General features: G+C 31.2%; 8 protein-coding genes. 5 read left to right on the top strand and 3 right to left on the bottom strand.

From position 1 onward, the window contains the following. Positions 1 to 89 precede the first annotated feature (89 nt). The 4 genes from WAO74_RS03770 (at position 90) to WAO74_RS03755 (ending at position 9,547) form a co-directional block, all read left to right on the top strand. Positions 90 to 4,139, top strand: a complete 4,050-nt coding sequence (locus tag WAO74_RS03770) for an FG-GAP-like repeat-containing protein (RefSeq protein WP_422159815.1) — start codon at positions 90 to 92, stop codon at positions 4,137 to 4,139. A gap of 10 nt (positions 4,140 to 4,149) precedes the next feature. After that, positions 4,150 to 7,116: a GH92 family glycosyl hydrolase gene (locus WAO74_RS03765; protein WP_422159814.1), complete on the top strand. Its 2,967-nt coding sequence runs from the start codon at positions 4,150 to 4,152 to the stop codon at positions 7,114 to 7,116. A gap of 101 nt (positions 7,117 to 7,217) precedes the next feature. Further along, complete coding sequence (locus WAO74_RS03760) at positions 7,218 to 8,225, top strand: isoaspartyl peptidase/L-asparaginase family protein (RefSeq protein WP_422159813.1); 1,008 nt, start codon at positions 7,218 to 7,220, stop codon at positions 8,223 to 8,225. 2 nt (positions 8,226 to 8,227) lie between these two features. Next, entirely contained in the window at positions 8,228 to 9,547 is a 1,320-nt protein-coding gene (locus WAO74_RS03755) for a sugar MFS transporter (protein ID WP_422159812.1), read from the top strand. A gap of 40 nt (positions 9,548 to 9,587) precedes the next feature. On the opposite strand, the gene WAO74_RS03750 is transcribed toward WAO74_RS03755, so the two are convergent. The 3 genes from WAO74_RS03750 to WAO74_RS03740 all read right to left on the bottom strand — a co-directional run bounded on the left by WAO74_RS03750 (position 9,588) and on the right by WAO74_RS03740 (position 14,087). Beyond that, on the bottom strand, positions 9,588 to 10,163 hold the full coding sequence (locus WAO74_RS03750; protein ID WP_422159811.1) for a hypothetical protein: 576 nt from the start codon (positions 10,161 to 10,163) through the stop codon (positions 9,588 to 9,590). A 200-nt stretch (positions 10,164 to 10,363) separates the two neighbouring features. After that, positions 10,364 to 12,244: a membrane protein insertase YidC gene (yidC, locus tag WAO74_RS03745; protein WP_422159810.1), complete on the bottom strand. Its 1,881-nt coding sequence runs from the start codon at positions 12,242 to 12,244 to the stop codon at positions 10,364 to 10,366. 229 nt (positions 12,245 to 12,473) lie between these two features. Next, complete coding sequence (locus WAO74_RS03740) at positions 12,474 to 14,087, bottom strand: CTP synthase (protein ID WP_422159808.1); 1,614 nt, start codon at positions 14,085 to 14,087, stop codon at positions 12,474 to 12,476. A 223-nt stretch (positions 14,088 to 14,310) separates the two neighbouring features. Between WAO74_RS03740 and rpmH the strand changes: the two genes are divergently transcribed. Further along, positions 14,311 to 14,472: a 50S ribosomal protein L34 gene (gene rpmH / locus WAO74_RS03735; RefSeq protein WP_422159806.1), complete on the top strand. Its 162-nt coding sequence runs from the start codon at positions 14,311 to 14,313 to the stop codon at positions 14,470 to 14,472. Positions 14,473 to 14,523 lie beyond the last annotated feature (51 nt).

Genomic DNA, 14,523 nt, shown 5'->3' with positions numbered 1-14,523 from the left:
AGTTAAAATAGTTACAAAAGTTTTCTATTCGTTTTAAAGATATTTATATTTATAATCTATAATATGAGCAGCAAAAAATCATTAAGTAAATGAAAATAAGAATCTCTAAAGCTTTTTTAGCATCTTTTTTGTTTTTCTTTATTTTTCAAACAAAACTAGTATCTCAACAGTTTTTCAAGCGTATTGAAAACTTAGTAGGTTTTGGTAATTTGATGGAGAATAATGGTATTTCAGTGGCAGATTATGATGGAGATTTTGATTTAGACGTGTTTGTTGTATCACTTTGGAAAGACGAACAAGGTAAAGAAAACACCCAAAGTAAACTTTTTAGAAATAATGGAAATGGAACTTACACAGATGTAACTAAAGGTTCAGGGCTTGAGAATTTATTACTATTTAATGAATTAGATGCTTCTTATAACAATTTCTTGGGACTCAAAGGATTCAAATTTGGCGCTTATTGGGGTGATTACGATAATGATGGTGATCCAGATATATTTTTTACACATTTAAGTAAAGTGCAACTTTTTAATAATCAAGGAAATGGTACTTTCATTGATGTAACAAATGCAGCTGGTATTGTTGGAAAAAACAATTGTGAAAATACGGGTGCTATTTGGTTCGATTACAATAACGATCGATTTTTAGACATTTATATAGCAGATTGGAAAGGTTGTAATACCAATACTTTATATAAAAATAATGGCGATGGAACTTTTGAAAATGTTACGAAAACCACAAATATTGAAACCTTGGTAGATTTCCCTGGGTACAATCCTTTTCCTTTCGATTTTAACAAAGATGGTTGGATGGATTTGTATGTAACAAACGATTTTTTAAAACCTAATCAGTTGTTTATCAATAATAATGGAGTGTCATTTACAGAAAAAGCAGCAACCTATAATGTAGCTATAAATTATAATGATATGGGGATTACAGTTGGCGATTATAACAAAGATGGCATTTTCGATTTTTATATTACCACTATTTCTAACAACTCATTATTAACTGGCAAACCAGATGGTACTTTTGACGAAAAAGCATCAGAAATGCAATTAAAAAATACGGGTTGGTCTTGGGGAACCACTTTTGCTGATTTCGATTTGGATGGTGATGAAGATTTAATTGTGGTTAATGGTTTTCAAAATACAGCCGAAAATGTAGATATCAATTATTATTTTGAAAACACCTTTACTAATGGAATAGCTTCATTTTCAAATACCAATAATCAAGGATTAAAAGCCTTAACAGAAAGTATGGAGGTTGTGGATTTTGATTATGATTTTGATGGAGATTTAGATGTGTTTATAACCAATAGCACTAATAATTCTTTTTTCTACGAGAATACAACAATCAATATAACAGAAGAGCAAAATGGTAATTGGTTTCAACTTTCATTGCAGGGTACTTTATCAAATAGAGATGCTATTGGAACCATTGTTAAACTAAAAACGGATAAAGATACTTATATCAGATATTATTCTGGAGTTGGGTTTTTGGGTCAAAGTTTAAAACCTGTTCATTTTGGTTTGGCAGATTCAACAATTATTGAAGAATTACAGATAGAATGGCCTTCTGGTCATATTGATATTTACACTGATTTAGATTTAAATACATTTGGGAAAGCTATAGAGAATATTTCTTACCAAAAACTTACTATTTCACCAGCATCTAAAATTGTTGGATGTACAGATCCAAATTCTTGTAACTACAATCCACAAGCCACTGTTAACGATGGTTCTTGCGCATATGCAGCTACCACAGGTAAAATTATAGGATCTAAAAATGCAAGTTTTTTCAGTACAGAAAACTATTCATACAATTTAGCATCAGGTTATTCTATAAATTGGCAAGTAGAAGGAGGTGAAATTATTTCTGGACAAGGAACAGCCACAATTACAGTGAAATGGGAATTCGAAACAGTGAATAAAGTAAGTCTTGTGGTTACAAATAATCTATGTAAAAGTGAAGAAATTAGTTTAGATGTTACTTTAAGTTTAGAGAATATTTCTGATGATAAATCAATTGCCAGAATTTGGAATGAAGCCCTTTTAGAAGCCATTAGAGGTGACTTTGCAAGACCGACAATTCATGCCAGAAACTTATTTCATACAAGTATAGCTATGTATGATGCTTGGGCAATTTATAGTGATGAGGCTTCCACATATCTTTTAGGTTATAAAGTTCATAATTTTACAAGTACACTATCAAACTTTACTCCTCAAGAGAATGTAGAAATTTCAAGAAAAAAAGCAATTAGTTATGCAGCTTATCGCTTATTGTCTCATCGATTTAAAAACTCTCCAAGCACTTCAGCTACATTAGCAAAATTCAACATATTAATGAATCAACTTGGATATGATACTAATTTTACAAGTTTGCAATATGAAGATGGGAATGCTGCTGCACTCGGAAATTATATAGCAAAAACGATTATAGATTATGGTAATTTAGATGGAGCAAGAGAACAAACAGGTTATGATAATGCTTATTATTCACCTATAAATTCTCCAATGGTGCCTGTCATCTCAGGAAATCCGAATTTAAGTAATCCAAATCGTTGGCAGTCATTAAGTTTAGAAACTTATATAGATCAAAGTGGAAATTTAATTTCAGGAGAGGTTATTGATTTTTTAAGCCCAGAATGGGGAAATGTTTGGCCTTTTTCTATGAATGAAAGCCATAAAAAAACGTATCAAAGAGAAGGAAATCTATATAATGTATACCATAATCCATCCAATCCTCCTTATTTAGATTCCTCAAATGCAACGTCTTCAGAAGCGTATAAAAAAGGTTTTTCTCAAGTTGCAATTTGGTCTAGTCATTTAGATCCTGAAGATGGAGTTCTTTGGGATATTTCTCCAAAATCTATTGGTAATATTGCTTCCTCTTCATTTCCTACAGAATATAACGATTATGATAATTTTTATAAGCTGCTAGAAGGTGGTGATATTGGTAAAGGCCATGATTTAAATCCAAAAACAAATGCTTCTTATGAATCACAAGTCGTTCCTAGAGGAGATTATACAAGAGTTTTAGCAGAGTTTTGGGCAGATGGCCCAGATTCTGAAACACCTCCTGGACATTGGTTTACTATTTTAAATTATGTGAATGATCACCCGCAGTTTGTGAAAAAAATATCTGGAACAGGTGAAATTTTAAATCCTTTAGAATGGGATGTAAAAGCATATTTTATTTTAGCAGGTGCAATGCACGATGCTGCTGTTGCTTCTTGGAGTATTAAAGGTTGGTACGATTATATTCGCCCAATTTCTGCAATTCGTTATATGGCAGATTTGGGTCAAAGTTCAAATAGTTCTTTGCCTAATTATCATGCAAATGGGATTCTATTGAAACCTGGCTATATTGAATTGGTTACTGAAGATGATCCACTAGCTTTAGGTAATTCTCAAAATATAGGCAAAATTAAATTATTTACATGGAGAGGACATACTGAAATAAATAATCCAAATACTGATCAAGCTGGAGTTGGTTGGATTCTTGCAGAAAATTGGTGGCCTTATCAAAGACCAAGTTTTGTAACGCCACCTTTTGCTGGTTTTGTTTCTGGGCATTCAACCTATTCAAGAACAGCAGCAGAAGTTATGACTTTACTTACTGGAGACGCTTTTTTTCCTGGTGGAATGGGAGAATTTACAGCAAAAAAGGACGAGTTTTTAGTTTTTGAACAAGGGCCTTCTGTAGATATTGTTTTGCAATGGGCAACCTATAGAGATGCTTCAGATCAATGCAGTTTGTCTAGAATTTGGGGAGGAATTCATCCTCCTGCAGATGATATTCCTGGGAGAATTATTGGCAAAAAAATAGGAGTAGAGGCTTTTGATTTTGCAATTCCTTACTTTAGCAATAAAAATGTACTTTCAGTAAATACAAATGAATCTTTTAATAAAAGTATTGTTTTTCCAAATCCTGTAATTGCTGGAAATGAAATTTTTATATCAAATGCAAGTCTAGAAGAGCTGTTTTTTCTATCTGATATTAATGGAAGAACATTTAGTATTTATCAACAATTTGATGCCACTTTACAAAGAACAACATTACAATTTCCAGGTTTGTCAGCTGGCATTTATATCTTGACGAATAACAAAGGATATAAATGGAAATTAATAGTACAATAAGTATTTGAGAATGAATTATTTTTCTTACAACTTTTTTAAATATTCAATCTTTTTCGTGCTGTTTTTTCAAGCTTGTAAAAAAGAATCAGTTTCTGAAGCAAAAAAAGATAAACCTTTAATTTCGTATGTAAATCCCTTTATTGGCACAGGTGGTCATGGACATACGTATCCTGGAGCAACATTGCCTTTTGGAATGATGCAACTTTCTCCAGACACACGTTTAGATGGTTGGGATGGTTGCTCAGGGTACCATTATTCTGATGATGAAATTTACGGATTTTCACATACGCATTTAAGTGGAACAGGCGTTTCTGATTATGGTGATATTTTGTTAATGCCAACGAATAAACCAATTTTTAATAATGGAGCTGATACTTCGTCAGGCTCAGGAAAAGAAGGTTACAAATCTAAATTTTCTCATGACAAAGAAATTGCTGAGCCAGGTTTTTACAAAGTACATTTAAACGATACAAATATTGATGTAGAATTAACGGTTTCTAAGAGAAGTGGCATTCATAAATACAGTTTTCCTTCTTCTGAAAACCAATTTGTGATTTTAGATTTGTTGCATCGTGACAAAGTGTTAGATGCAAAAATTAATAAGATTTCTGACACAGAACTTTCTGGGTATCGTTTTTCGGAAGCTTGGGCAAAAGACCAGCGCTTATTTTTTACGATTAAAACATCACATAAATTTACAGATGTTTTACAGTCACCTCCAAAAAAAGGAATGAATGGCGCGCAAAAAATTGCATTGAATTTTATCAACCCAAAAAATGAACCTATTTATATCAAAATTGGAATTTCGGCAGTTGATATAGAAGGAGCCAAAAAGAATTTAGAAGCAGAAATAGGAAATCAAACTTTTGAGCAAGTTAAAAAAACAGCGCAAGATTTCTGGGAAAAACAATTAGAGAAAATTGTGGTTGAAGATTCAAATATTGATCATAAAACCAATTTTTATTCTTCAATGTATCATGTTGCTTTAGCTCCAAATTTGTATCAAGATGTAGATGGAAGATATAGAGGAATGGATTTAAAAATTCATCAAACAAAAGATTTTGATTATTACACTGTCTTCTCACTTTGGGATACTTATAGAGCTGCACATCCTTTATATACGATTATTGAGCAAGAAAAAACCAACGATTTTATCAATACATTTTTGGCAAAATATGATGAAGGTGGAATTATACCCATTTGGGATTTATCCGCAAATTATACAGGTTGTATGATTGGGTATCATGCAGTGCCTGTAATTGCTGATGCGTATTTAAAAGGTATCAAAAATTATGATGTTGAAAAAGCATTTAAAGCGATGAAACATTCTGCTACTCGTGATAAATTAGGATTGGATTCTTATAAGAAATTCGGATTTATTCCTGTTGAAAAAGAATCTGAATCCGTTTCTAAAACCTTAGAATATGCCTATGATGATTGGACAATTGCACAAATGGCAAAAGATTTAGGCAAAGAAGAAGATTTTAAAACCTATTCTGAAAGAGCGCAATATTATAAGAACGTTTTTGATCCAGAAACTAAATTTATGCGAGGGCGATTTAGAAATACGTGGTTTGCACCTTTTGATCCTTATGAAGTGAATTTTAATTATACAGAGGCAAATTCTTGGCAGTATAGTTTTTATGTTCCTCAAGACATTACTGGTTTCACGAACTTGTTAGGAGGAAAGCAACAATTAGAAAATCAATTAGATAAATTATTTGTTGCAGAAGATAAAACTTCAGGTCGTCATCAAGTAGATATTACTGGTTTAATTGGGCAATATGCGCACGGAAATGAACCGAGTCATCACATGGCGTATTTGTATAATTTTGTAAATAAACCATCTAAAACTCAGGAAAAAGTTCGTCAGATTTTAACAGAATTATATACAAATTCTCCAGATGGAATTTCAGGAAACGAAGATTGTGGACAAATGAGTGCATGGTATATTTTTTCTTCTTTAGGCTTTTATCCAGTTACACCAGGTTCTAATCAATACATTGTTGGGAGTCCTTTGTTTGAAAAAGCGAGTATCAATTTAGAATCAGGAAAATCGTTTATGGTTGAAGCTAAAAATCAATCCAAAGAGAATAAATATATTAAATCTGTAACTTTAAATGGAGAGAGTTATGAGTTTTCATACATCAATCATCAAGATATTATCAATGGTGGAAATTTAGTTTTTGACATGACAAATCAACCTTCAAATTGGGGAACTAAAGACGAATTTATTCCATCCACAGAAATTAATGAAAACCTAATTGTAGCTGCGCCTTTTATTGCAAAAGGCGATATAGCTTTTAAAGGAAGTACAGAAGTTGAGTTAAAATGTGCAGAAAAGGATGCTAATATTTTTTACAGAATAGGCTATAAAGGAGGTTTTAAAAAGTATGAACAGCCTTTAGTGCTAGATAAATTTATCAATCTTTCTGTTTATGCTGAAAAAAACGGAGTAAAAAGTGCAACTATTACCACCGATTTTTATAAAATAGATCCCAATATTAAAATCGATTTAAAAACTAACTATGCAAATCAATACAATGCTGGAGGAAATAATGCTTTAATTGATGGGATTATTGGAACTGAGGATTTTAGAACTGGAACTTGGCAAGGTTATTTTGATACAGATTTAATTGTTATTGTTGATTTAGGGAAAGAAGATAATAAAGAAGGTAGATTAGAAATTAATTTCTTAGAGGACCAACGTTCTTGGATTTTTCTGCCAAGTGAAGTTGAAATCTCAGTTTCTTCTGATGGGAAAAAATATAGGTCTTTGGGGAGTTTCAATGTTGAAAATAAAAGGAAGAATGAAACTGTGAAAATTCAGGAATTTATATTTAAATATCCACCAACTTTTAAAGTGAGATACATAAAAATCATCGCAAAAAAACTAGGCAAACTTCCAGAATGGCATTTGGGTTATAAACACGATGGAAGAAGTTGGTTGTTTGTGGATGAAATTCAAATAAAATAATAGAGTTGTGATTCCTGCGAAAGCAGGAATCTAAGTATACCTAGAACTCATGAAATTAAGATTCCTGCTTTCGCAGGAATCACAGAATTTAAAGTAGAAAAATGAAAAGAAGAAATTTTATAAAAAAAGCATCAGCTACTGGTTTAGGTTTGGTAGCTATTTCATCAACCTTAATAAGTTGTGATTCAGACTCAAAATCATCAGAAAAGAAAGTTGTTCCGTCAATTTTAGAATCTATTAGACCTCTGGTAATTGCAACTTGGAAAACAGATTTGGCAGTAGAAACTGCTGCTGCAGTTTTAGAAAAAGGAGGCTCAGCTTTGGATGCTGTAGAACAAGGATGCAGAATTGAAGAAGCCAATGAACAAGGACAATCTGTTGGAAAAGGAGGTTTACCTGATAGAGATGGAAATGTAACTTTAGATGCTTGTATTATGGATTCAAAAGGAAATTATGGAGCAGTTTTGGGCGTAAAAAACATAAAACACGTAATTTCTGTGGCAAGAAAAGTCATGGAAGATACACCTCATGTAATGTTGGTTGCAGAAGGAGCAGAACAATTTGCTGTTTCAAAAGGTTTTGAAAGAGAAGATTTACTCACAGAAGCATCCAAAAAAGCATGGGAAAAATGGAAAGAAACATCAGAGTACAAGCCTATTATTAATATCGAAAATCATGATACCATTGGAATGTTGGCTATTGATAAAGATGGCAATATTTCTGGTGCTTGCACCACAAGTGGTCTGGCTTATAAAATGGCAGGTAGAGTAGGAGATTCTCCAATTATTGGTGGAGGCTTATTTGTGGATAATGAAATTGGAGGAGCATCAGCAACAGGTTTAGGAGAAGAAGTTTTAAAAACGGTAGGTAGTTTTTTAATTGTGGAATTAATGCGACAAGGAAAATCACCACAAGAAGCCTGTGAAGAGGCTATTGGTAGAATTGTAAATAAACCAGGTAAAGATTTCAAAGATTTTCAAGTAGGTTATATCGCAGTAAACAAACAAGGTAAAACAGGGGCGTATTCCATTCATGAATGGTTCAGTTACAATATCTATAAAGACAAAGAGAATAAAAATATAAAATCAGATTATTTTAATAAAGCGTAATTATGTCAACATCAACAACCAATAAATCCTATAGAAGTGCTTTTATATTTTTAACAACGTTATTTTTCCTTTGGGGATTTATCACTGTTTTGGTCGATAGTTTAATACCAAGATTAAAAGATGTTTTCGAAATGTCGTATGCAAAAACAGTCTTGGTTCAATTTGCATTTTTTTTAGCGTTTTTTGTTTTTTCACTTCCAGCAGGATTTATGTTGTCTAAAATTGGGTATAAAAAAGGAATTGTTTTAGGCTTATTAACCATGGCTTTAGGCTGTTTATTATTTTATCCAGCAGCAGAATATAGAACTTTTTCAGTCTTTTTAATTGGTTATTTTACATTGGCAGGTGGTATTACCATTTTGCAAGTAGCTGCAAATCCGTATGTAGCTTTATTAGGAACTGAAGATGGTGCAAGCAGTCGTTTAAATTTATCGCAAGCATTTAATTCTTTGGGTACTACAATTGCACCAGTTGTGGGTGCTTTGTTTTTATTAAGCGATTCTGTAAAAACATCCGCAGAAATAAATGTATTAAGCGAAGTTGAAAAAACAGATTATTATGTTGCTGAAGCTTCTACAGTGCAAACTCCTTTTTTATGGATTGCTTTTTCAATTGCCATTTTAGCAACCATTTTTGCATTTATCAACTTACCAAAAGTGATGGAGAAAATTCCAAAAGGCGGCTATATAAAATTATTAAAAAACAAAGCAATGCTCATGGGTGCATTCGGAATCTTTGTTTATGTGGGAGCAGAAGTTGCCATTGGTAGTTTTTTGGTCAACTATTTTTCTGATATGAATTTAGCAACCATCGTTTCACAAAATGAAACCATGATGAACATTGCTAACACTATTGCGAATACCTTTAATAAATCATTTACAGATTCTGACCCAAAATCTTTGTTAGGAATTTTTGTGATTTTCTATTGGGGAGGAGCAATGATTGGACGTTTTATAGGAGCGTATTTAACCAAAATTATGGCTCCAGGCAAAGTGCTAAGCATCTTTGCTTTTTTAGCAATTACCATGATTTTGATTTCTATAAACACCACAGGTTTGCTCTCTATGTGGTCTGTTTTGGCAGTTGGTTTGTTTAACTCTATTATGTTTCCAACCATTTTTACACTAAGTTTAGAAGGTTTAGGAGATTTAAAAGCACAAGCTTCTGGTTTACTTTGTATGGCAATTGTGGGTGGAGCAATTATACCTTTGGTATTTGGAAGTTTAATTGATGGTTTTGGCTTTAAAACAGCTTTTATTTTAACGATTTTGTGTTATGGTTATATTTTGTTTTTTGGGAGGTTTAAGAGTAAAAAAGTTTAGTTTTTTGGCTAAGTTTATAAGGTATTGTACGTTCGTTTTTTTACCATTCAGCATTGTTTTTCAATAATTCGATTGGTACTTTTCTCTTTATATAAACTCTTTTTTCAAATGAATTTCCTTTTCTGTCTATAAATAGAGTATCTCCTTTAAATTCAAATGTTTGTTTTATTACTCCAATAGTACCCGTTCCAGAAATTTGAGTTATTAAATCTCCTTTTATTTTATTATTTTCAGAATATAAAACTCCACGCCAACCAGTAAATTCAGGATCAAACATATTGCTTTTCAATTCAGGTTCTTTCCTGTTTAAAATAAACAAATTAAAATTCCCATTATCATAAAATTTATAAACTTGATAATAACTGTAAGGATTTTCATAATTTTTCCGCGCTAAAACATTAATAGGTTTATTCCCTTTATAAAATGTTTTATTATATTCTTCATAAATTATTTGAGTTTCAATATCTCTTAAAATACTTTTTTCAAAATACTTTTTATTTTTGTATACTCTTTCGTTGATTGCGGCTCTAGAATAACCATTCTTTAATTTAAATGTTTTTATACCACAAGATATTGTAGTTATTAAAAAAAATAATATTATTAAGTTTTTTCTCAATTTTTAGTATTAATTCTTCAACTCAAAGTTTTTGATTGGTAATGACGCATAACTTACTTTGATGTTAGTCGTTAGCGAATTTCTATATTTTTAGGCAGAAAATCAATAAGAAAAACACCTTTTTTTAAAAACTAATTTAAAACAAAAAACCCAAAACAATTAAGTTTTGGGTTTTTATAATTATTTGTAGGCATTGCCTATTATTTCTTTTTTTGCTGTTTTGCTTGTTGTTCTTGTGCTTGTTTCATAGCATCATCAATACGTTGTCTGAACTTGCTTTTTGCTTTTTCAGGACGTTTTTTGTTTTCCTCTATTTGTGCGTGAATTTTATCTTCATCTATCACAAAGTTTTTAATAATCAACATAATTGCTATCGTTAATAAGTTCGATGTAAAGTAGTACAAACTTAAAGAACTTGCATAATTGTTAAAGAAAAACAACATCATAATAGGCGAGAAGTAAATCATATACTTCATCATTTTGCTCATATCTGGCATGCCTTCTTGAGGTGGAGCTTGCATATTTGCTTGCTGACTCTGATTCATTTTCATGTAAAAGAAAATGGCAATAGAAGCCAAAATAGGAAATAAACTTACGTGATTTCCATAAAAAGGAATGGAAAATGGCAAGGTGAAAATAGTATCGTAAGAAGATAAATCTGGTGCCCATAAAAAGCTTTCTTGTCTTAAAGCTAAGTTTGTAGGAAAAAACTTAAACAAGGCAAAGAAAACTGGCATTTGTAATAGTGCAGGAATACAACCAGACATCATGCTAACTCCAGCTTTTCGCTGAATTGCCATAGTTTCTTGCTGACGTTTCATTGCATTTTCTTTTCCTGGATATTTCTCATTTAAGGCAGTTAATTCAGGTCTAATAACCTTCATTTTTGCACTCGATAAATAAGATTTGTAAACCAAAGGAGACATGATAATTCTAACAACAATCGTCATTAAAATGATAATCAATCCGAAATTACCTAAAAACCCTTTTAAGAAATTAAATACAGGATAAAAGATAGTTTTGTTTAAAAAACCAAAAATTCCCCAACCTAAATCTGCAGTTTCTTCTAAATCTGTGCCTTCGTATTTTTTTAATAAATTATAATCACTTGGTCCATAATACCATTTCATGTTATAATTTAATTCGCCAGCAGATAAAGCTAAAGGTGTTTTTAACTCGTATTTTTTCGTAAAAACAGTATCAATTTCTTCATCATTTACCAAATCTGTAGAAGTTACAGTGGCATTGTTAAAAGGTGTATCTGTTAATAAACTCGATGAAAAGAAGTGTTGTTGATAAAAAACCCAATCTACATCATTCGCAATCTCAGATTTACCAGCATTTAAATAATCAACTTCACCTTCTGTTTTATAATAATAGTAAGAGTACATTGTGTTTTCTGTACGAATACTTTTTTCGTGTCTGTAACCATTTAAAGTCCAATCTAAATTTATTGGATTAGATGAGTTTATTACAGAGTTCAAACCTTGAGAACGAACAGAAAAATCGACCATATATTTCTTTGGTTTCATTTCATATCTATACTCTAAATACTGAGTTTCAGAAACTTTTAATTTCATAGACAATACTTGATTGTCTCCGTTTTTAGTATATGTGGGTTCGAAAAATAAATCTTTGGTATTTAAAATTCTGTTGTCTGTAGTTCCGAAATTGATGTTAAAAGACGAGTTGTTATCCTTTATCATATGCAAAGGAAGAGAATCGTAGGTCTTATAATTTTTAATTAAAGCTTCTACAATTTGTCCACCTTTATTATCAATCGTTAATTTTACAAGACTGTTCTGTATAACTGTAGTTCCTTCAGTTCCAGTAATAGCACTTTGTGCAAAAGCACCTAATTTATTTTGAAATGCAATTTGTTTTATGGAATCGTTTTCATAAAATTCGGTTTCCTTAGAAACAGTATTTTGCTTTGTAATAGTTGTTGTAGTATCTGTAACTTGCTCTTTAGAAACTTCCTCTAAATCTGCAGGTTTGTTGGTGTTAAAATACCAAAGCATGATTGCTCCTAGAAGAATCATACCAATAAAAGAATTATAATCGAATTTTTTTTGTTCCATATGTATTGATGTCAATTTGTCATTAAATCAAAAATTATTTCTGATAAAAACGCGACAAATGTAGTTAAAAACCTTTTTTTATTATGATTTTGCTACCTTTTATTATATACTTTTTTATAGTTCAATTAGTATTCCTAATTTTTTTAATGTCTAAATTTTAATATTTTTAGATTCCTGCTTACGTAGGAAAGATATCATAATAGATTTTTTGGATAGTAAGCTCTAAACCTTAAATCTTCGAATATTTTAGAGCCGCTTTTATAAAATCTACAAATAAAGGATGAGGTTTTAAAACAGTACTCTTATATTCTGGATGGTATTGTACACCCACAAACCAAGGATGATTATCTAATTCTACAACTTCTACCAAACCTGTTTCTGGGTTGATGCCTGTTGCTTTTAAGCCTGCTTTTTCTATTTGGTTTAAATACTTATTATTAAACTCGTATCTGTGTCTGTGTCTTTCACTAATTAGTTCAGACTTATAAGCTTTATATACTTTAGAATCTTTTGTAATTTTACAATCCCAAGCTCCTAAACGCATGGTACCACCTTTATTAACTACATTTTTCTGACTCTCCATTAAATTAATAACAGGATGTTTGGTGCTTTTGTTCATTTCTGTAGAACTTGCTCCTTTTAAGTTTAAAACATTTCTCGAAAACTCAATAACTGCCATTTGCATTCCTAAACAAATTCCGAAAAAAGGAATGTTATTTTCACGTGCATATTTTACCGCTTTTATTTTGCCTTCAATTCCTCTGTCTCCAAAACCTGGTGCTACTAAAATTCCGTGCAAACCTTCTAATTTTTTTTCAACAGTTTTAGGAGATAAGCTTTCAGAATGTATCCAACGTACTTTTACCTTTGTTTCATGTGATGAACCTGCATGAATAAATGCCTCTGTAATAGATTTATAAGAATCTTGTAACTCTATATATTTTCCAATCAAACCAATTTCTACCTCAGAAGTTGGATTTTTATGTTTTCTTAAAAAATTATTCCATACTTTTAAAGCAGGTTCACCTTTAGAAGAAAGTTTTAATTTATTTAAAACTACAGTATCTAAATTTTGTTCTAACATTAAATTAGGAACATCATAAATAGTTTCTGCATCAATAGATTGTATAACATCTTCTTTCTTAACATTGCAGAATAATGCTAGTTTGCGTTTAATGTCATCAGAAATTTCGTGTTCTGTTCTACAAACTAGAATATCTGGGCTCACTCCACTTTGCATCAACATTTTCACAGAATGCTGAGTTGGTTTCGTTTTTAGTTCACCTGCAGCTGCTAAATAAGGCACTAAAGTTAAATGGATAACAATGGCATTTTCTTCACCTTTTTCCCAAAGAAGTTGTCTAACAGACTCTATGTAAGGTAAAGATTCAATATCTCCAACAGTTCCACCAATTTCAGTGATTACGATATCATAATCGCCAGTTTCACCTAAAATTTGAATTCGGTGTTTTATTTCATCAGTAATATGAGGAATTACCTGCACTGTTTTTCCTAAAAATTCTCCTTTTCTTTCTTTATCAATTACAGATTGATAAATTCGACCTGTAGTAACATTGTTTGCCTGACTTGTTGGAATATTTAAAAAACGTTCATAGTGCCCAAGATCTAAATCGGTTTCTGCACCATCATCAGTAACGTAACATTCTCCATGTTCGTAAGGATTTAAAGTTCCTGGATCTATATTTATATATGGATCTAGTTTTTGAATAGTTACAGAAAAGCCTCGTTCTTGGAGTAATTTAGCCAAAGAAGCCGCAATAATTCCTTTTCCAAGTGATGAAGTTACGCCTCCTGTTACAAAAACGTATTTAGTGTTGTACATGGTTACTTTAGGTTTGGGCAAAAGTACTAACTAAAGATTTTACGTCAAATAAAAATCATAAAAAACATTTATAACTTTGTGTTTTTTAAAAGTATAAAAATAATTTCATTTTTTTTTAAATACTATTTGTCAAAAATAAAAACAGTTGTATATTTGCACACGCTTTTAGAAAGCAATTTTAAAAGTATCAAATTAAGCAAGAAGACATTTAAGACATATAAAAATGAGCAAGAGAACTTACCAACCATCAAAAAGAAAAAGAAGAAACAAACATGGTTTCATGGAGAGAATGGCTTCTGCTAATGGTAGAAAGGTGTTAGCACGTAGAAGAGCTAAAGGAAGAAAAAGTTTAACAGTTTCTTCTCAACCAAGACATAAAAAATAAATGATTAACAATTGTTAATATATAAGGTGTTACTTTTAAGGTAACACCTTT

This window comes from Polaribacter sp. (genome assembly GCF_049276715.1).
In the GTDB taxonomy this organism is placed as follows: domain Bacteria; phylum Bacteroidota; class Bacteroidia; order Flavobacteriales; family Flavobacteriaceae; genus Polaribacter.
This window is presented reverse-complemented; position numbering and strand designations above follow the sequence as displayed.

What these genes read in the sequence shown, in the direction of transcription:
- yidC (WP_422159810.1), bottom strand. Translation starts at nt 12,244, where the DNA reads ATGGAACAAAAAAAATTCGATTATAATTCTTTTATTGGTATGATTCTT.
- WAO74_RS03755 (WP_422159812.1), top strand. Translation starts at nt 8,228, where the DNA reads ATGTCAACATCAACAACCAATAAATCCTATAGAAGTGCTTTTATATTT.
- WAO74_RS03765 (WP_422159814.1), top strand. Translation starts at nt 4,150, where the DNA reads ATGAATTATTTTTCTTACAACTTTTTTAAATATTCAATCTTTTTCGTG.
- WAO74_RS03760 (WP_422159813.1), top strand. Translation starts at nt 7,218, where the DNA reads ATGAAAAGAAGAAATTTTATAAAAAAAGCATCAGCTACTGGTTTAGGT.
- rpmH (WP_422159806.1), top strand. Translation starts at nt 14,311, where the DNA reads ATGAGCAAGAGAACTTACCAACCATCAAAAAGAAAAAGAAGAAACAAA.
- WAO74_RS03770 (WP_422159815.1), top strand. Translation starts at nt 90, where the DNA reads ATGAAAATAAGAATCTCTAAAGCTTTTTTAGCATCTTTTTTGTTTTTC.
- WAO74_RS03740 (WP_422159808.1), bottom strand. Translation starts at nt 14,087, where the DNA reads ATGTACAACACTAAATACGTTTTTGTAACAGGAGGCGTAACTTCATCA.